Origin of the sequence: Pseudomonas sp. NFPP07, from assembly GCF_900115645.1 — a bacterium.
GTDB classification, from domain to species: Bacteria; Pseudomonadota; Gammaproteobacteria; order Pseudomonadales; family Pseudomonadaceae; genus Aquipseudomonas; species Aquipseudomonas chlororaphis.
This window is the reverse complement of sequence record NZ_FOXG01000002.1, coordinates 265,681-284,408: the sequence shown is the minus strand read 5'-3', so window position 1 is coordinate 284,408 and position 18,728 is coordinate 265,681. Positions and strand designations below refer to the sequence as shown.

The following is an 18,728-nucleotide window of genomic DNA, read 5'->3' as shown; positions in this document are numbered from 1 at the left end:
TCGCAAGCGCTGTTCATCTCCTGTCGCGAGTCCGCTCGCTCCTACCTTTTACATAGGAATTCATTCATGTCCTGGACGCCTCCGATCCATGTCCTGCTGTGCCCGATCACCGCCGACGACCAGTCGCAGATCGCGCAGATTCAGCTCAAGCCATTGTTCTACGCCGCGCAGAAAGAAGCGCTGGCCCGCGCTGGCGACGATGAGGACGATCAGTTCTTCGAGCTGGCCAAGCTGGCCACCGGCCTGTCGGTGAAAGAGCTGGATCAGCTCAAGCGACCGGATTACGTGAGCATTGCGCAGTACGTTCACGAGATGTCGACCCGTCCGACCGCCCACTTCCTCAAACAGGCCGAGGGCGAGATCAACGAGGACAACCCGGATCAGGTGCAACTGCTGTTGCCGCTGGCCGTGGCAGGCCAGGACGTGACCTCGCTGACCCTGGAAATGCCGGCGCTGCGGGCGACCAAAGCGATGAAAAAACTCAAGACGGCCAAGGAACGCGCCGAGTTCATCACCGCCCACTGCACCGGCCTGATGATTCCCGATCTTGCCCAGCTGACGGTGCCCGACTGGACCCAGCTGCAGGTACGCATCGACGATTTTTTAAACAAACCGGCGGCCTTCTTTCGGAGCGCGACATCGAAGTGATACTCGATGTGGTGCCGCTCATTTACTCGGTGAGTGAAGCGGAAATCCTGGAGTGGGACGCCGGCAAGGCATTGCGCCGCTACGACATCGCGATCACTCGCCTTGGCGTGAAACAGGAGTAGAGCGGGATGGCGGACGATAAGTTTTCGCTCAAGTACACCGCCGTCAAGGAAGGCTGGTTGACGTTCGGTGACATCAGGTCGGTCGACCTGAACACGCCCGTCGCGAGCATCGCGCCGTCGGGTGGATTGGCAGCCCAGCCCAAGGATCGGCTACCCGGTCTTGACCGGGCACTGGATACCCTCAGCGCCGATATCGGGTTGCTGGTGACTAGCCTCGACGCCCTGAACCTGACGCTGTCGTCGCAACGTCTGCGGCAGGCGATTACGGCTACCCAGGCTGGCGGCGCCAAGGGCGAGGCAGGCCAGCAAAAAAGTACGGGCAAGGCAGGCGGCGGCATCGAGCCGCCGGACCTGCTCAAGCCTGCGATCAGCATGGACTCGGCGATGGCCGACCTGGGGCGCCTGGTCGATTTCCAGGGGCGCGATCGCGAAACAATGGCCGTGGAAAACCAGCGGATGGCTGCGCTTCCACAGATTGCCGCCGGGGGAACCAAGGCGGTCGATCTGGTAAGGATCGAATACACGGCCGCCAAGGCGGGGATCGGCAGCGATCAAGGCTCGGGCGAAGCCAGGCAAAAAGCGTTGCTGGCCTTTGCCGATGCTGCCGCAATCACCGCGACGGCATTCAAGATATCGGGCACGGATGCCGGGGAGATGATGGCCGGCTGGCGCACATCGATGAAGCTCAACGCCGGCCAGGCCATGGATCTGGCGGATGCGACCAATCACCTGGGTAAAGCCCCCGGTGACGCCGAGGCGGCTGATATCGGGGCCATCCTCCAGCGTCATGGTGGTGCGGCGACCTCGGTTGGCCTGGCGCCGGTGCAGGCCGCGGCGCTCACGGCGGCATTGCTCAACAGCGATACGCCTAAGGCCGATGCCGGCGGGGCGCTCAAGAATATCGCCACGACCCTGGGTAAGGGCGATCAGGCAACGGCGACTCAGCAAGCGGCCTGGAAGGCGCTGGGACTGGACCCGGCGAAAGTGGCCGGGGGCTTGCGCGAGGATGCCGGGGGAACTGTGGCATCGGTGCTGCAGGCTCTGAACAGGCAGCCCACCGAGAAGCGTTCGTCGCTGGCCACGGCATTGTTTGCCGAGGGCGATCAGGCGGTGCTGCGTCTGGCACAGAATCTCGATGACGTTAAGCAAACCTTCTCCCGGGTAGCCGGCTCGGATCCAGATGTCCCCTCGGAGTCGAATTACCACGGCTCGGCACGGGAGTCGGCGCTGGCGCAGTCAAAGACCCAGAAAACCACTTGGGACACCTTCGAGGCACGCACCGAGCGACTGTCCACTGCCGCGGGCAACGCGTTGGCACCGGTAGTCGACAGTACGCTTACTCCTCTTGGCGAGTTGGTGGATGGCCTCAGCGAACTGGCCGAAACCTTTCCCAAGGTCACAGCCGCCATCGTGCTGCTCGGCGCGGCGCTGGCGCCATTGATCGGCAAGCAGGCCAAGGCGGTGGTGGACGAGGTGTTCAACCGCGGCGCCAAACGCATCCTTGACGGTGCAGGCGCTCGCCAGCCCGGCGCTCCAGGTTCTTCGGGCGGTCCCAGTGCTCCGAGTTCCCCGAGCGGTCCGAGCATAGATGTTCCCCAGGAACAACGTTCCAAAGGCAAGGCCGCAAAGAGGGCCGCTAAAAAGGTTGCCCAGAAAGCGCTGAACGCCACGGCCGCTGTTCCAGGTGCAGGTTCGTCCTTTGCTTTCGGTCTGTCCGGGTCGCAGGCCTCGGTTCGTTCCTTGAGCCGCAGGGCTCCAGGGCCGGCGAAGTACCTCGGCGCCGCGGTGGATGTCGCCGAAGGCCTAGTGACCGGCGATACCCAGATGCTCGCTTCTGGCCTGGGAACCGCCGGTGGCGGCTGGGCGGGGGCTTCCGCAGGGGCTGCCCTCGGCGGGGCGATCGGCAGTGTCGTGCCCATCATCGGAACGGCTCTCGGTGCGGCCGTCGGTGGACTGTTCGGCGGCTATTATGGCGGTGACTACGGCGCCAGCCTGGGCGATAAACTCGGCGCCCTGGTCGATCGCCTCAGCTCGCCAGAGCAGGTCAAGAACGACCTGGTGGGCGGCCAGCCGGCGAACCCGGCGGGTGCCGGTCAGGCAGTCAGCCCGCCGATCACCTTCGCCCCGGTCATTCAGATCAGCGGGCCCGATCAAGCCAGCTCTCAGCATATTGCCGACCTCGTGCTGCAACAGCTCAGGGCGCAGTTCATACCCTTGATGATGACCGATCCACTCGCGGTAAGACGCGGTGCCGCCCTGAGCGATGGAGGTGTTTGATGCGACAGCAAATGGTGCTGGGCAGTTTTATTTTCGGCCAGTCGCGAGGGTTCGCTTACAGCTCCCTGGTGCGCAAGTCGGGTGGTGGTTGGGTGAGCCTGGAAATTCTCACCAGCAAGCCTAAATCCAGCCAGACCGGTCAGGGCCTGCAAGGGCTGACAATCAGTGGCAAATCCATGCGTGCGATCGCCATGACGCGGCTCGATGAATTGCGTGCCTTGCAGGCGTTGCGGGTGCCGCTGCCGCTGGTCGATGGCATCGGCCGCAACTGGGGCCTGTGGCGAATCGACAGTGTGTCCGAGAGCCAAAGCTACGTGATCGATGACGGCACGGCGATGGTCAACGACTGGGTCATAGAACTGACGGAGTTCATCAATGCGTAAGGTCAGAAGCATTGCCGGCGATTCGGTGAACCTGTTGCTCTACCGCGAGCTTGGTCGCAGCGATGATGCCGCCGAGGAAGCACTCTGGCGTCTCAACCCAGGGCTGGCCGAGCATGGGCCGGTGCTGCCAGCGGGGCTCTGGGTGAAACTACCCGAGCTGGAGACCCGGCCGGTACTCGCTACGCCGGTATCGGCCTGGGATTAAGGAGGCGACATGGCACTTGGATTTACGCCGTCGGTAGAGATCTACGGCGCCAATGCGGCGCTGCTCAATGAGCGTCTGGTGCAATGGCAGCACATCGACGCGGCCGGAATCGAATCCGATCAACTGACCCTGACCCTCGATACCGAAGGGCTCGACGGGTTGCCCAGCCTGGGCGGCCGCATCGGCTTGCGGGTCGGTTACCTGGAGTCGGGCATGGTGGACAAGGGGCAGTTCATCATTGCCCGGCGCACACCCTTCCTGTACCCCATGCGCCTGGTGCTGGTGGCCACCGCCGCGCCGTTCAAGGAGAGCGACGAGACGGGTTTCAGGCGTCGCCGATCCGCCAGCTACGGGCCGATCACCCTCGGCGCGCTGTTTCGTCAACTGGTCACCCGCCACGGGTTTTCGCCGCGGGTAGCGCCGGAGCTCGATGGGGTACAGATCGCTCATGTCGATCAGTCCAACGAAACCGACATGAGTTTTCTGACGCGCCTGGCCAGGGAGTACGGCGCGGTGACCAAACCGGTGAACGGCCTGTATGTGCTGGCTCGCAGCGGTCAGGTCAAGTCCCTGTCGGGACAAACGCTGCCGGATGTGCGCTTGTCGGTGACCCGGGATAACCGCCCGGGGGATTCGGCCTTCATCTCGGCCAAGGTCGATGAGGAAAGCCGCTCGAAATTCCAGGGTTGCCAAAGCACCTGGTGGGACAGCGCCGCCGCCAAGGAGCGAGTGGTGCAGGTCGGTACCGCACCCTTCAACAAGTTGGGCCAGCGTCGGGCCAGCGAGCAGGAAGCCCTGGCCGCGGCCGTCAGCGAGATGCGCAGGCAGGAGCGTGAGGCGCGCAATATCCAGATCGAATGCCCTGGCAACCCGGCGTTGTCGGCCGAGGGGCTGGTCCTGCTCGACGACACCTGGCCCGGCTTCATGCGGGGACGCTGGTCGATCAAGAAGGTGACCTCCAGCGGCTCCCGCACCCAGGGCTATCGCTGCACCCTCTCGGCCAAATGCCTGGAGCCCCAGCCGGACTGAGTTTGCCCGGCTCAACGGCGGCCTGATCTCTCTGGCCGTCCGCAACCTTCTCCTCTGTCAGCCCCTGATAAAGCTCAAGCGTATGTGGGGGAGGGGAGCGTTCGCCCTTTGTGCATCCGCCAAGGGCTGCCGGGTAGCCCCCAGGTTTTCTTATCTCATTCGATTCTGGAGCTTCTTCATGAAGATCACTCCGATCCTCACGCAACTGCGCGATCACTGCCCCGGCCTGGCCAATCAGGTGGCCGTCGGCGTCGATCTCGCGCTGCTGCAAAGCAATACCGCGTTGCCCACCCCCAGTGCCCATGTGATGCCGATCGCCGATCTGGCCAGCCCGAGCACCGGGCAGAACGTTACCCGCCAGGCCATCCGCGACCGCTTGGTGATCACCCTGGTGCTGGACGCCAGCGACGGCCGGCAGGCCCTGGAGCAACTCGAAAACCTGCGGGCCGAGTTGTGGCGGGCGCTGGTGGGGTTCAAGCCGGGCGCGGACTACAACCCGATCGAATACGACGGCGGCGAGCTGGTTTCGCTCAGCGCCACGCGGTTGTTCTATCAGCTGCGCTTTTTCGCTGAGTTCCAACTGGGACGCAACCTGGCCAGCCAGCCGGCGGAAACCTGGCGCGAGCGTGAACTGGACGGCCTGCCGTCCTTTACCGGGGTCACGGTGCGGGTCGATGCCATCGATCCGGCGGACCCCAACCTGCAACACCCGGGGCCCGACGGGCGCCTGGAACTGACTTTCTCTGGAGACGTAACGCAATGAGCAAACGCATCACTGTGCTGCCGGCCGCGGGCCGCGCCGTGCCGGACCCCGAAGCCGGCGACCTGCTGCCGCTGGAAGGCCGTGAAGTCGACGACAACGCCTGGTGGCGCCGGCGTCTGGCCGATGGCGATATCACCCTCAAGGCCGCGAAGGCGGCCAAACCACAAGGAGCCAAATAATGGCGATCGGATTCAGCAATATTCCGGCGGACATTCGTGTGCCGCTGTTCTACGCCGAGATGGACAATTCGGCGGCCAATAGCGCGTCTTCGGCGATGCGCCGACTGATCGTGGCCCAGGTCAACGACAACGTCGCGCCGGCCGAAACCGGCAAGCTGGTGCTGGTGTCCAGCGTCGCGCTGGCCAAGAGCATCGGCGGTCAGGGCTCGATGCTCGCCTCCATGTACGAGACCTGGCGCAAGACCGATCCGATTGGTGAAATCTGGTGCCTGCCGCTGCACAACGTCGAAGGCAGCGTGGCCAAGGCCGAGATGAAGTTCACCGGCACCGCCAGCGCCAGCGGCGTGCTCAACCTGTATGTCGGTGGTGTGCGGGTTCAGGCCGCCATTGTCAATGCCGCCACCGCGGCTCAGGCCGCCAGCGCGCTGGCGCTGAAAATCAATGCCGCCGCCGACCTGCCAGTGAGCGCCGAGGCGGTCGAAGGCACCCTGACCCTGACCGCCAAATGGACTGGTGACAGCGCAAACGACATCAGCCTGCAGCTCAACCGCCTGGGCAAGAGCAATGGCGAAGAAACCCCGGCTGGCTTGAGCGTGACGGTCGGCAAAATGGCTGGTGGCGCCGGCGTGCCGGATCAGGTTGCCGCACTGGCGGCCCTGGGCGATGAACCTTTCGAGTTCATCTGCATGCCGTGGACCGACACTGCGACCCTCAACGCCTGGCAAGCCGTCATGGACGACAGCACCGGTCGCTGGTCCTGGGCCAAGCAACTGTTCGGTCACGTCTACAGCGCCAAGCGCGGCACCGTCGGCACCCTGGTGGCGGCAGGGCAAGCACGCAATGACCAGCACATCACCATCCAGGCCCTGGAGCCGGGCGTACCGCAGCCGTTCTGGGTGCAGGCCGCCGCACTGGCCGCGCGCACCTCGGTGTTCATCTCCGCCGATGCCAGCCGTCCGACCCAGAGCGGCAGCCTGCCGGGCGTCGATCCGGCGCCGGCCAGCGAGCGTTTCACCCTGACCGAGCGTCAATCGCTGCTCAGCTACGGCATCGCCACCGCCTACTACGAAGGCGGCTATGTGCGCATCCAGCGTTCGATCACCACCTACCAGAAGAACGCCTACGGCCAGGCCGATAACTCCTACCTGGACAGCGAAACCATGCACCAGTCGGCCTTTATCGTGCGCCGCCTGCAAAGCGTGATCACCAGCAAGTACGGGCGCCACAAACTGGCCGCCGACGGTACCCGCTTCGGTGCCGGCCAGCCGATCGTCACCCCGAGCACCATTCGCGGCGAGCTGATCGCCCAGTACGCCAAGCTCGAACTGGAAGGCCACGTGGAGAACGCCGAGCTGTTCGCCGAGCACCTGATCGTCGAGCGCGACAGCCAGGACCCGAGCCGGGTCAACGTGCTGTTCCCGCCGGACTACATCAACGGCCTGCGTGTGTTCGCGCTGCTCAACCAATTCCGTCTGCAGTACGACGCGGCGGCCTAAGCCGAGCCTCTTTCACTGCGCTTTTCCAGCCCGCCTGGTGCGGGCTCATTTTTTGGGAGAAACACCATGGGTCAACTGATTGCGGGCACCTGCTACGTCAAAGTGGACGGCGCTCAACTGACCATCAACGGCGGCTGCGAAGCGCCGCTGATGTCCGTGAAACGGGAAACCATCGTGCCGGGTTTCTACAAGGAAACCGATATTGCCCCGTCCTTCAAGGTCACGGCGCTGCACACCCCGGACTTCCCGCTCAAGCAGCTGGTGGCCGGTTCCGACATGACCGTCACCTGCGAATTCAGCAACGGCAAGGTCTACGTCCTGGCCGGCGCCTACCTGGTGGAAGAGCCGGTTTCCAAAGGCGACGACGCGAGCATCGAACTGAAGTTCGAAGGCATCAAGGGGACCTGGCAATGAGCGATAGCGTAAAGCTGCGTGTGGCCATCGAAGCCCACGGCGAACCGCTGACCGAACTGACCCTGCGCCGCCCGACGGTGCAGGAGGTGCGGGCGATCAAGGCGCTGCCGTACAAGATCGACAAGAGCGAAGAAGTCAGCCTCGACATGGACGTCGCGGCCAAGTACATCGCGGTCTGTGCCGGCATCCCTCCGTCCTCGGTCAACCAGCTCGACCTGGCTGATCTCAACGCCCTGAGCTGGGCGGTCGCGAGTTTTTTCATGAGTGCGGCATCGGAGCCATCAGCGACCTGATCGCGGTTGCCTATGACCTGGCCTGGTTCTGGAAGGTTGACCCCGAACAGATGATGGCCAGGCCACTGGATGTGCTCCGGGAGTCCCTGGAGCACGCGCAACGGATCAATGCGATGCAGCAGGTGCAGTGATGGTGAACATCAATCAAAGCTTGAATCAGACGAGCATCAAACAGCGCCTGAGCGTGACCAACGTGCAGACCACGGTGAACATGCTGGTGGTCATGCAAGGCATGCAGAAACTGGACGCCGAGCTGGGCGAGGTGCGTTCGAAAGTCAGCCGCTTCAAGAAAAGCATCGAAGACAGCGGCCTGGGCGGGCTGGATTTTTCCGGCCTGATCAAGGGCGGTGGCCTGGCCGCGCCTTTCGTGGCGGGGGTCAACTCCGCCATCGAATTCGAGAACCAGGCGGCGCGGGCCAAGCTGGTGGCGCAGGGCATCGAACCGCCCAAGGATGTGCTGGGCGAGACGGGCACTAACTTGAAGGCGTTCAGCGACAGCGTCGACGACATCTCGCAAAAGTTCGGCAGCGCGCTGCTGCCGGCGGTCAACTCGGTAGTGACCGCCGTGCAACCGCTGCTGGGCTTTGTGGCCAAGGTCATTGAAAGCAACCCGCAGCTGGTCCAGGGCCTCGCCGCCGGCGCCTTGGCCTTCACCGCGATCCGCGGCGCCATGACCCTGGCCTCGTCCGCGGTGACCCTGTTCAGCAGCGGCCTGCTGGCCTCGCCCATCGGCCTGATCGCCCTGGGGATCGCGGTAGCGGCGGGCCTGATCGTGGCCAACTGGGAGCCGCTGTCGGCGTTTTTTGTCACCCTCTGGGCAAGCATCAAGGACGCCGCCGTGCAACTGATGGCGGGGTTGAAAATTGTCTTCGGCTGGACCCCGCTGGGGATGGTGATCGCTAATTGGGGAGCGATCACCGGCTTTTTTGCCGGCCTCTGGGAACAGCTCAAGACGATGGCCGCGTCCGTGGTCGACTTCTTCAAGCAGGTGTTTTCCTGGACGCCGCTGGGGCTGGTGATTGAAAACTGGACGCCGCTGAGCGGCCTGTTTTCCGCGTTGTGGGAGTTGCTCAAGGCGCTGTCCGTTCCGGCGATGGACTTCCTCAAAGGCCTGTTCGCCTGGACACCGCTGGGGATGGTGATCAACAACTGGGGCGCGATCAGCGCTTACTTCGCCTCGCTCTGGGCCGGCCTGCAAGGTCCGGCGCAGCGGGTCAAGGCCTTCTTCATCGGGCTGTTCGACAGCTCTCCGCTGGGGATGGTGATCAACAACTGGGGCGCGATCAGCGCTTACTTCGCTTCGCTCTGGGCCGGCCTGCAAGGTCCGGCGCAACAGGTGAAGGACTTCTTCGTCATGTTGTTCGACACCTCGCCACTGGGGATGGTGATCAATAACTGGGGCACGATCGGCACCTACTTCGACGCCATCTGGGCAACCCTGAAAAGCGCGGCGCAGGTCATCAAGGACTTTTTTGTCACCCTGTTCGAGTGGTCGCCCGTGGGGCAGATCATCGCCAACTGGCAGCCCATCAGCGATGTGTTCGCGGCCCTCTGGGAGGTGTTGAAAGCCCTGGCGGCGCCGGCCATCGAATTCATGCGCGGTATGTTCGAGTGGTCGCCCCTGGGGCAGATCATCAAGAACTGGGAGCCGATCACCGAGTGGTTCAGTGGCCTGTGGCAACGGCTGCAGGCGGTGATCGCACCGATCAGGGAACTGTTCGACGGTGGTTTCGCCGGTTTCGTCGCCCGCGTCACCGGCAAGGTGGAAAACCTCACCGAGGCGCAGCGGCAAACCAATGCCGAAGGCAAAGGCGCGCTGGCGCCGGCGTTCTTCGGTGGTGGCCAGCCGGCGCCGGGTTCTTCGGCGCTTTCCGCCGGCCTGCCGCAAAGCTCCACCTCGCTGTTGCAGCAGAGCGCGGCCAACAACCGCACGCAATTGCAGGGCGGGCTGACGGTGAGCTTCGAAAACGCCCCGGCGGGCCTGCGTACCAGCGCGCCGCAAATCAACCAACCCGGCGTGGCGCTGTCGTCGCGTGTCGGCTACCGCTCACTTTCGCTAGGAGGTTCCAATGAGCTGGCGTGATCGTTTGTTGCCGGCGTCGTTTCGTGGCGTCGGGTTCTGGGTCGACCAGGCGAAAACCCCGGTCGGCCACAAGGGCCAATTGCACGAGTACCCGCAGCGTGACCTGCCGTTCTACGAGAGCCTGGGGCGGCAGGCGCGGACCCACGACCTGACGGCGTTCATCGTCGGCGCCGATTGCCTGGAGCAGCGCGACAAGCTGCTCAAGGCGCTGGAGGAGGGCAGCGGTGAACTGGTGCACCCGTGGCTGGGGCGCCTGCAGGTCAAGGTCGGCGAATGCGAGATGACCCAGAGCCGCCAGGACGGCGGCCTGGTGACCTTCACCCTGAAGTTCTACCCCGACCAGCCGTTGCAGTTCCCCAGCGCCACGGTCAACACCCGCCAGCTGTTGCTGGTGTCGGCCGACAGCCTTATCGGCTCGGCGGTGCGCCGCTTCGAGGAGGCCATGACCCTGGTCAAGGCCGCGCGCATCGGCATCGCCGACCTGCGCAACAGCCTCAAGGAGGTCTACCAGACCATCGAGCAGGAGCTCAAGCCGCTGATCGACACCTACCGCGATCTCAACCTGCTGGTGCGGGCGATCAAGGACCTGCCCAAGGAAGTGAGCGCCGAGTTCAAGGGCTTGCTGGGGGACATCAAGGACCTCAAGGACTATGCGCGCAACGGTTACCGCGGCGTGCTGGCCAATGTCTCGCAGCAGGTCGAGGCGGTGAAGAAGATCGACACGCCGAAACTCACCACCGGCAAGGACACCACCGCCGCGGCGCAAGCCATGGCCGACCTGGTGCAGGACGCCGTGCTGGTGCGGATTGCCCAGGCCGTGGCCTCGCTGCCGGTGGCAACCCCGGCGGTCAAGCTGAGTGGCACGCCGTCCTTGGCCAAGCAGGCGATCCAGCCGGTGACCCGCGCGGAAGTGCCGGTGGCCGACGAGGTGCTGGCGCTGCGCAACGCGATCAACGAGGCGATCTGGCAGGCCGCGGAAAAAGCCGACGCCCTGCATTACGAGGTGCTCAACGGCCTGCGCCAGCTGGTCTACGGCCACCTCACCGCGGTGGCCTCGTCCGGCGTGCGGCTGGTGGTCAAGAACCCGATGCAGAGCCTGCCGACGGTGGTGCTCGCCTATCGGCTGTTTGGCGATGCCACCCGGGCGGCCGAAGTGCAGCAGCGCAACGGCGTGGCCCATCCCGGCTTCCTGCCGCCGACCAACGTCAAAGTGGCGGGGGAGTGAGCCATGGGCAACTTCGATAACCGGGTGCTGTTGACGGTGGACGGCCAGGATTACGGCGGCTGGAAAAGCGTGGAAATCAGCGCCGACCTGGAGCGGCAGTTTCGCACCTTCAAGCTCGACGTGACCTGGCAATGGCCGGGCCAGACTCTGGACCAGCGCATTCGTCCCGGCGCCAAGTGCCAGGTGCGCATCGGCGCCGACCTGTTGCTCAGCGGCCATGTGTTCAAGGCGCCGATCAGCTATGACGGTCGGCAGATCGGCTTGAGCATCGAGGGCAGCTCCCTGACCCAGGACCTGGTGGATTGCGCGGCGATCAACCAGCCCGGCCAATGGCGCGAGCAGAGCCTGCTGAAAATCGTCCAGGCCCTGGCCGCGTCCTACGGCGTCGGGGTGGTCAGCGAGATCGCGGAAACCACGCGGTTGAGCAGCCACAGCATCGTGCCCGGGGAAACCGTGTTCCAGTCCATCGACCGCCTGCTGACGTTGTTCCGGGTGTTCTCCACCGACGACGCCGAAGGCCGGGTGCTGTTGGCCCGGCCGGGCAGCGGCGGGCGTGCGGTGGATGTGCTGGAGTTGGGCAAGAACATCCTCTCGGCCAGCGCGCCGATGGACTTCAGCCAGGTGTTTTCCGAGTACCGGGTGATCGGCCAGCACAAGGGCAACGACCAGAAAAGCGGCGCCGCGGTCAGCGAAGTGTCGGGCGTGGCCAGCGACGGCACGGCCAAGCGCAAGCGGGTCACGGTGATCAACGAACCAGCCCAGCTGACCCAGGAGCTGGCCCAGCAACGGGCCGACTGGGAAAGCGCCATTCGCACCGGCAAGGCCCTGACCAGCACCTACAAGGTGCAGGGCTGGCGCCAGAGCAACGGCGAGCTGTGGCGCCACAACACCCTGGTGCGGGTGATCGACCCGGTGCTGGGTTTCGACCAGGACCTGCTGATTTCCAAGGTCACCTACTCGCTCTCCGAGCAGGGCTCGATCACCACCCTGCAGGTGGCGCCGCCCCATACCTTCGACGCCAGTCCGGTGCCGCCGAAAGCCTAAAACCCCCCGGTAGTGTAGGAGCGAGCTTGCTCGCGATGGGGGCGACACGGTGTGCCTGTAAGGCCGCTATCGCGAGCAAGCTCGCTCCTGCACAGGGGCAAGGAAAAAACCATGAGCCTACTGACACGCCTGTTGGCGCGCGGCACCGTCGTGCTCGCCAACTCGGCCAACAAACTGCAATCGCTGCAAATGCGCCTGACCGCCGGCGAAGTGAACGACGACATGGAGCACTTCGAACCCTACGGCTTCACCAGCAACCCGCTGGCCGGCGCCGAAGGCATCGCCACCTTTCTTGGCGGCGACCGCTCCCATGCCATCGTGCTGGTGGTCGCCGACCGCCGTTTTCGCCTCAAGGCCCTGGCCCCCGGCGAAGTGGCGATCTACACCGACGAAGGCGACAAGATTCATTTCAAGCGTGGGCGGATCATCGACATCGAGACCGCCACCCTCAATATCCGCGCCAGCAGCGCGGTGCATATCGACACCCCGACCCTGACCCAGACCGGCAAGATCGTCTCCCAGGGCGACCAGGTCGCTGGCGGCATCAGCCAGATCAAGCACGTGCATGGTGGCGTGCAGCCGGGTAGTGGGCAGACCGGCGCGCCGGCGGGAGGCCAATGATGTTTATCAGCCAAGACCTGCACCGCGCACTGACCCGTGCCGTGCTGATCAGCCTGTTCACCTGGCGCCGCGCGGCGGACGACGACCCGCTGGACGACGAGGAGCGCTTCGGCTGGTGGGGCGACAGCTTTCCCACCGTGGCCGACGACCGCATCGGCTCGCGGCTGTGGCTGCTGCGGCGGGTCAAGCTGACCCGCCAGACCCAGCTCGACGCCGAGTTCTATGCCCGCGAAGCCCTGCAATGGCTGATCGACGATGGCCATTGCAGCGCGGTCGAGATCATCAGCGAACGTCTCGACGACCAGCGCCTGAACCTGCGCACGACGCTGGTCCTGGCCAACGGTGAACGCCTGGACATCAACCCCGATAACAGTTGGCAGGTGACCTATGCCCTTTGATACCCCTTCGCTGCCGGTGCTGATCAAGCGCACCCAAAGCGACCTGGCCAGCGATGCGCTGCGCCAGTCCGATGCGCAAGTGCTGGCCCGTACCCTCGGTGGCGCCGCCTATGGCCTCTACGGCTACCTGGACTGGATCGCCGATCAGATCCTGCCGGACAAGGCCGACGAGTCGACCCTGGAACGCATCGCCGCGCTGCGCCTCAACCAGCCGCGCAAGGCCGCCCAGGCGGCCAGCGGTTCGGTGAGCTTCACGGCGGCGGCAGGCGCGGTGCTGGACGTCGATACCTTGCTGCAGGCCAGTGACGGCCGCACCTACAAAGTCACCGCCGCCCGCACCACCAGCGCCGGCAGCAACAGCACCACCGTCCAGGCCCTCGACGCCGGCACCTTGGGCAATGCCGAGGCCGGCCTGAACCTGATTCCGGTGCAACCGATCCAGGGCATCGGCAATACCTTCACCGTGCTCGCCCCCGGCCTGAGCGGTGGCGTCGCCGCGGAAAGCCTGGAATCGCTGCGTGCCCGGGTGATCCGCTCCTACCGCATCATCCCCCACGGCGGCTCGGCCCAGGACTATGAAACCTGGGCGCTGGAGTGCCCGGGGATTACCCGGGCCTGGTGCCGAGGCAGCTACCTGGGGCCGGGCACCGTGGGTCTGTTCGTGATGCGCGACGACGATGCGCAACCGATCCCGAATGCCGAGCAGCTGGCGGAGGTAAAGGCCTACATCGAACCCTTGCGTCCGGTGACGGCCGAGTTGCATGTGCTGGCGCCGCAGCAGTCGCCCGTGACCTACAGCCTGCGCTTGTCGCCGGACACCAGCGCGGTGCGCGCGGCGGTCGAGGCCCAGTTGCGCGATCTGCACAACCGCGAGGCCGGCCTGGGCGACACCTTGCTGATCAGCCATATCCGCGAGGCCATCAGCAGTGCCGCCGGCGAGAACGATCACCGGCTCAGCGCGCCGACCGCGGATGTTCCCGCCGCCAGTAACCAGTTGCTGACGTTCGGAGGTTGCGTATGGCTGGAGTAAGAACCGCCGCGCAATACCAGAGCCAGCTGCGCAGCCTGCTGCCCAGCGGCCCGGCCTGGGACCCGGAGCGGGTGCCGGAGCTCGAGGAGGTGCTCGAAGGCGTGTCCCAGGAACTGGCCCGCCTCGACGCCCGCGCCGCCGACCTGCTCAACGAAATGGACCCGACCGGTGCCAGCGAGTTGGTACCGGATTGGGAGCGGGTGATGAACCTGCCCGACCCCTGCCTGGGCCCGACCCCGCTGTTCGACGACCGCCGCCTGGCCGTGCGCCGGCGACTGCTGGCCGTCGGCAGCCAGGCGCTCGCCTACTACATCGAGATCGCCCGCAGCCAGGGCTATCCGAACGCCACCATCACCGAGCACGAAGCCCCGCGCATGGGCCGCGCACGTTTTGGTGACGCGCATTTCGGCACCTGGCAGGCGCAATTCATGTGGACGCTCAACACCGGTGGACGACTGCTCCTGGGCCGGCGCTTTGGCGCGAGTTACTGGGGCGAGCGTTTCGGCATGAACCCGGGCTCGGCCCTGGAATGCCAGATCCACCGCAGCGCGCCGGCCCATACGCGGGTGCATATCAATTATGACTAGGGGATAGACCGATGGATTATCCGAAGAGTGTGCCCAGTGCCGGGTTGGTCAATGGCAGGTTCGTCGATGAGAACCCGCTGACCGGCACCCCGGGATCGCTGATTCCGGCGGACTGGGGCAATGGGGTGACCCAGGAACTGCTGGCCGTGATCACGGCGGCCGACCTGACGCCCAGCGAGGCGAACCTGACGCAGCTGTTGAGCGCGATTCGCAGCATCAGCCGCAAGAGCGCGGGGCTCGGCATTCAGCGTTTCACCGCCAATGGCAGCTTCACCGTGCCGGAGGGCGTGACGAAGATCTGGTTGAGTGGGTGTGCGGGTGGGGGCGGTGGCGGCGCCTGCCCGGGAGGCACGAGTGCGACGTCTTCCGGTGGCGGTGGAGGCGGTGCCGGGCAGCCGGTTATCCGCTTTCCTGTCTCCGTGACGCCGGGACAGGTCATTCCTGTGGTGATCGGGGCGGCCGGGGTGGGTGCCAGCGCGGCGGTTCTCGCCACCGGTGGTGGTAACACGCTGGTCGGCTCGGCGGGGGCGATTTTGTCGCTGTCTGGCGGGAGTGGAGGAGGGTCTGGGGTCAATCTTTCTGGCTATGTCCCTGGCGCTAAGGGTGGGGCGGGTTTTCCGGAGGGCGGAGATGCGACGGATGTCTCGTCCAATACCGTTGCCGGTGTGGGTGGGGCCGGGGCCAGCGGACCATTCGGGGCTGGTGGCGGTATCCCCAGGTCAGGCACGACCTCTGGGGGAGCAGGAAAGCCCGCTTACGGTTATGGCGCGGGTGGCAGCGGCGCGGGAGGCTATTACATCGCGGGTACCGGACTTGCCCAGCCTGGCGGCAATGGCGTGCCCGGTTTCATGCTGATCGAGTGGTGAAAACATGAGCAAACAGATTCTTTATTGCGTGACCTCGGGAACAGTCATCGATTGGCAGGACCTCGATCAATTCGCCTATGCCGCTCCTGCGCCGACCATGAAGGTACTACCGGTCACTGCCGAACAATGGAAGCGCAAAGACGCTCTGCACTATGTGCTGGATGGCGAACTGACCCGGGTCGATGTTCCCCCACCCTCCGCGGCTCACTACTGGGACGGTAGCCAGTGGTCGCTGGACTCCCAGCAGGCCGCGGCAGCCGCGGAGCAAGAGGCGGAACAACTGTGCCAGCGAGTGGATGCAGAGGCTGACACCGCCCGGCAGATGATCAGTGGCGATCCGCTCAAGGCCGCGGAGTATGCCCAGGCCGCCAGTGAAGCCCAGGCTTTCAAGGAGGCCGGCTACCCGAAAAAAGCAGTGCCTCTCGCGGTAAGCGCCTGGGTGGTGAAAGGCCGTACCGCCAGGGAAGCGGCCGACCAGATTCTCGCCAAGGCCGCCGAGCTCGGCAGCAAGCTGCTCGCACTTCGCACGCTGCGCTTGCAGGCAAAAGAGCGCATCCGGGCTCAGGCCAGCAAGGGCAAGCAGGAAGCTGCGAAAGACGCCTGCGAGGCAGCGATCGAGGCGATTCGCAAGGTTGCCGGCGACTGAACGGGAACACCGTGTTGCGTTTCAAGCAGCCGTCCAAGGTCGCCCAGGTGGCCAGCGGTTCGCCGAGCTTCAGTGCTATGGCTTGCTCGCCATAGGTAGCCAGAGCACGGAAATAGCCCGCAGCCGAGCACTTCTGTTGTCGGGTTCCATGCGCCTCGCGTGGGACGCTCAATTCGGTACCTGGAAGGCGCAATTCCCTTGACCCCTCAACGCCGGCGGACGCTGCCACTGGGGCGACGTGTCGGCTCCAGTGCTCCGGCCCATGGGCTGGCGAACATCAATTATGACTAGAGAATAGAGCAATGGATTATCCAAAGAGCGTGCCCGGTGTCGGGTTGCTGAATGGGAAGTTTGTCGACGAAAACCCGGTGGCAGGTACCCCGGGATCATTGATTCCCGCTACCTGGGGCAATGCGGTTACCCAGGAAATCCTGAACGTCATCAAATCGGCCGGCCTGGTCCCCGACGAGGCATCGACCACTCAGTTGCTGCAGGCGATCCAGAGTTTCGCTGCCCGGGATTTCAAGGACTCCGTACGTGTTGCCACCACCGGCTCCGTTGCCTTGAGCGGTCTGCAAGCCATCGATGGCGTGCAGCTCACGGTCGCCGATCGTGTACTGGTCAAGGACCAGCCTAATGCGGCGCAGAACGGGCTTTATATCGTTTCGGCCGATTCCTGGTCACGAGCACCGGATGCGGCGCTGGATTATCAGGTGACGTCCAACTTTATTGTCGGGACGGATGAAGGACAGGTTAACAAGTCGCGTATCTGGCAAATGACCACCACGGGGCCGATTACCGTCGGGGCCACGCCTCAGGTTTTCGAACTGATGGCCGGGGCTACCGGTGTAGCTGCCGGGGAGTATCGGAAAGTAGTGGTCAATGCGCGTGGTCAGGTCACTTCGGGATCGAACCCGACGACCCTGGATGGTTATGCGATTGCTGATGCTTACAGCAAGACGGCGACCAATGGGTTGCTGGACGCCAAGATCAGTTCGGATGCCTGCTCCATTGCCGGTTTTGCCAGTGGTAACTCGGCAGCTCCTTATATGCGCAATAGAAACAATAATGAGTATGTGGGGCTGGCCAGGGCTGCGACCACTCTGGGTGGTTATGGCATTAACGATGCGTACACGGCTACTCAAATTAATTCGTTTTTAAGTGAGCGGGTATTAAGAGACGCGATTACTTATGCCGGTTTTGCCAGCAATAACCCGGATTACCCTTACTTCAGAAGGGCCTCTGATAACGGCGTTTACCATCTCCAACTTAGGCTCGGTTTCACTCCCGTGCGCCAAGGTGGAGGGAATGCTCAGGGCTCCAATCAGGTCATGCTGGGCTGGGCTACTGACGGCTCGGGTCTCAGGGCGCAAGTAGATGCTTTCGATTTGGGAACCATCTGGACCGATCACATCGGTAACGGAAGGGCAGTAGCTGCGCAGTCTACGGCCGGTACGGGCGCGGTTGGCTCCTATGCGCTCCTGCTTCTTGGCGGCGGTGGCGGCACCGGGCCTAGCTCTCTCGTGGCGGGTGTGAATTGCAGGTACGCCGCTTCGGATGGCAATGACTGGGGCGGTGCGCCTGCTGGCACCTGGCGAATTATGGGGGGCGTCAGAAATACGGACGGCGCCAGTTCCGACTCTACAACTCTGTGCTTGAGGGTTTCTTGACATGATGAAAGTACTAAGTGCTCGCACACCTTGCTGGAATGACCAGGCTCATACAACGCTCAACTTGCATGTGATATTCGAAGACACCAAGGACACACTTGGCGAAATCATATTCACCGCCTCTCCTGAAGATCCGGAACCTCATGGCCGGGAGTTGTTTGAACGTGCAGTCGCTTTGGAATTTGGTGATATCGCCGAGCCGGGGGTGGAAATGATAAAGAGCAATGTTCTGTTGCAACGCGCCGAGCTGACCGCAGTTGCCAACTCCGTAATAGAGAAGTTGCAGGCTGACCTGAATATCCTGCAGGACTCCGTGGAGCTTGAAATTGCCACGGATAAGGAAATCGCGGCCTTGGCCACCAAGAAAGTCTCCCTGAGTGCCTGGAAAAAGTACCGAGTGCTGCTGTCGCGAGTACAGGAGCAAGAAGGGTTTCCAACGGTTGTCGAGTGGCCCGAGGCTCCCGGTGAGTGAGGTCAGTTTGCAGACGTTTGCGTTCGAGGACTTTCATCCATGCTGATTACTGAACCCGCTTTGCGAACGCCATATCGATGAACAGCTGATTAATCGAAATACAACGCTTTCCGAGGCTCAGCTTTATGAGTTTCTGAATTGTATTCAGTCTTTACGTGACTGGCCCCACTCCCCATTTTTCCAAATCCAGAAAGTCGTCCAGCGCCACCCGAGTGATTACCGGAATATTAGTGTTTTTATTAGGAATGATTGCTGGCCTTTCTACCCAGATGTACTG

General features: G+C 63.8%; 21 protein-coding genes. All 21 read left to right on the top strand.

Annotation, left to right across the window (positions count from 1 at the left end):
• The first annotated feature begins 66 nt into the window (after nt 1-66).
• The 21 genes from BM019_RS06350 (at nt 67) to BM019_RS06250 (ending at nt 18,451) form a co-directional block, all read left to right on the top strand.
• Nucleotides 67-648: a phage tail assembly protein gene (locus BM019_RS06350; RefSeq protein WP_092417857.1), complete on the top strand. Its 582-nt coding sequence runs from the start codon at nt 67-69 to the stop codon at nt 646-648.
• Nucleotides 649-776: 128 nt separating this feature from the next.
• On the top strand, nt 777-3,047 hold the full coding sequence (locus BM019_RS06345) for a phage tail tape measure protein (RefSeq protein ID WP_092417856.1): 2,271 nt from the start codon (nt 777-779) through the stop codon (nt 3,045-3,047).
• Nucleotides 3,047-3,430, top strand: a complete 384-nt coding sequence (locus BM019_RS06340) for a phage tail protein (RefSeq protein WP_007923988.1) — start codon at nt 3,047-3,049, stop codon at nt 3,428-3,430. Before BM019_RS06345 ends, BM019_RS06340 begins: the two co-directional genes overlap by 1 nt.
• Nucleotides 3,423-3,635, top strand: a complete 213-nt coding sequence (locus BM019_RS06335) for a tail protein X (RefSeq protein WP_062823515.1) — start codon at nt 3,423-3,425, stop codon at nt 3,633-3,635. Before BM019_RS06340 ends, BM019_RS06335 begins: the two co-directional genes overlap by 8 nt.
• Nucleotides 3,636-3,644: 9 nt before the next feature.
• On the top strand, nt 3,645-4,664 hold the full coding sequence (locus BM019_RS06330; RefSeq protein WP_092417855.1) for a contractile injection system protein, VgrG/Pvc8 family: 1,020 nt from the start codon (nt 3,645-3,647) through the stop codon (nt 4,662-4,664).
• Between the two features lie 178 nt (nt 4,665-4,842).
• The gene (locus tag BM019_RS06325) at nt 4,843-5,427 is read left to right on the top strand and encodes a phage tail terminator protein (protein WP_092417854.1); all 585 of its coding nucleotides are present in this window, start codon (nt 4,843-4,845) and stop codon (nt 5,425-5,427) included.
• Nucleotides 5,424-5,606 (top strand): DUF2635 domain-containing protein, encoded by a 183-nt coding sequence (locus BM019_RS06320; RefSeq protein WP_007923975.1) that lies wholly within the window; start codon nt 5,424-5,426, stop codon nt 5,604-5,606. The genes BM019_RS06325 and BM019_RS06320 overlap by 4 nt, the downstream gene beginning before the upstream one ends.
• The gene (locus BM019_RS06315) at nt 5,606-7,102 is read left to right on the top strand and encodes a phage tail sheath subtilisin-like domain-containing protein (protein WP_092417853.1); all 1,497 of its coding nucleotides are present in this window, start codon (nt 5,606-5,608) and stop codon (nt 7,100-7,102) included. The genes BM019_RS06320 and BM019_RS06315 overlap by 1 nt, the downstream gene beginning before the upstream one ends.
• A gap of 66 nt (nt 7,103-7,168) precedes the next feature.
• Nucleotides 7,169-7,516, top strand: coding sequence for a phage tail tube protein (locus tag BM019_RS06310; RefSeq protein ID WP_007923973.1), 348 nt, complete (start codon nt 7,169-7,171; stop codon nt 7,514-7,516).
• On the top strand, nt 7,513-7,809 hold the full coding sequence (locus tag BM019_RS06305) for a phage tail assembly protein (RefSeq protein WP_007923972.1): 297 nt from the start codon (nt 7,513-7,515) through the stop codon (nt 7,807-7,809). The genes BM019_RS06310 and BM019_RS06305 overlap by 4 nt, the downstream gene beginning before the upstream one ends.
• Nucleotides 7,810-7,939: 130 nt before the next feature.
• Complete coding sequence (locus BM019_RS06300) at nt 7,940-9,892, top strand: phage tail family protein (protein ID WP_092417852.1); 1,953 nt, start codon at nt 7,940-7,942, stop codon at nt 9,890-9,892.
• The gene (locus BM019_RS06295) at nt 9,879-11,117 is read left to right on the top strand and encodes a DNA circularization protein (RefSeq protein ID WP_092417851.1); all 1,239 of its coding nucleotides are present in this window, start codon (nt 9,879-9,881) and stop codon (nt 11,115-11,117) included. The genes BM019_RS06300 and BM019_RS06295 overlap by 14 nt, the downstream gene beginning before the upstream one ends.
• Before the next feature lie 3 nt (nt 11,118-11,120).
• Nucleotides 11,121-12,161 carry a phage baseplate assembly protein gene (locus tag BM019_RS06290; protein WP_087091406.1) on the top strand — a complete coding sequence of 347 codons (1,041 nt, stop codon included), beginning with the start codon at nt 11,121-11,123 and terminating at the stop codon, nt 12,159-12,161.
• Nucleotides 12,162-12,272: 111 nt separating this feature from the next.
• Entirely contained in the window at nt 12,273-12,782 is a 510-nt protein-coding gene (locus BM019_RS06285) for a phage baseplate assembly protein V (RefSeq protein ID WP_092417850.1), read from the top strand.
• Entirely contained in the window at nt 12,782-13,180 is a 399-nt protein-coding gene (locus BM019_RS06280; protein ID WP_009047315.1) for a phage GP46 family protein, read from the top strand. The genes BM019_RS06285 and BM019_RS06280 overlap by 1 nt, the downstream gene beginning before the upstream one ends.
• Entirely contained in the window at nt 13,170-14,210 is a 1,041-nt protein-coding gene (locus BM019_RS06275) for a baseplate J/gp47 family protein (RefSeq protein WP_092417849.1), read from the top strand. The genes BM019_RS06280 and BM019_RS06275 overlap by 11 nt, the downstream gene beginning before the upstream one ends.
• Nucleotides 14,198-14,797, top strand: a complete 600-nt coding sequence (locus BM019_RS06270; RefSeq protein WP_092417848.1) for a YmfQ family protein — start codon at nt 14,198-14,200, stop codon at nt 14,795-14,797. Before BM019_RS06275 ends, BM019_RS06270 begins: the two co-directional genes overlap by 13 nt.
• Nucleotides 14,798-14,808: 11 nt before the next feature.
• Nucleotides 14,809-15,663 carry a glycine-rich domain-containing protein gene (locus BM019_RS06265; RefSeq protein WP_092417847.1) on the top strand — a complete coding sequence of 285 codons (855 nt, stop codon included), beginning with the start codon at nt 14,809-14,811 and terminating at the stop codon, nt 15,661-15,663.
• Between the two features lie 4 nt (nt 15,664-15,667).
• Nucleotides 15,668-16,309 carry a hypothetical protein gene (locus BM019_RS06260; protein ID WP_092417846.1) on the top strand — a complete coding sequence of 214 codons (642 nt, stop codon included), beginning with the start codon at nt 15,668-15,670 and terminating at the stop codon, nt 16,307-16,309.
• Nucleotides 16,310-16,611: 302 nt separating this feature from the next.
• Nucleotides 16,612-17,979, top strand: a complete 1,368-nt coding sequence (locus BM019_RS06255) for a phage tail protein (RefSeq protein WP_092417845.1) — start codon at nt 16,612-16,614, stop codon at nt 17,977-17,979.
• A gap of 1 nt (nt 17,980) precedes the next feature.
• Nucleotides 17,981-18,451 carry a tail fiber assembly protein gene (locus tag BM019_RS06250; RefSeq protein ID WP_275668612.1) on the top strand — a complete coding sequence of 157 codons (471 nt, stop codon included), beginning with the start codon at nt 17,981-17,983 and terminating at the stop codon, nt 18,449-18,451.
• Nucleotides 18,452-18,728 lie beyond the last annotated feature (277 nt).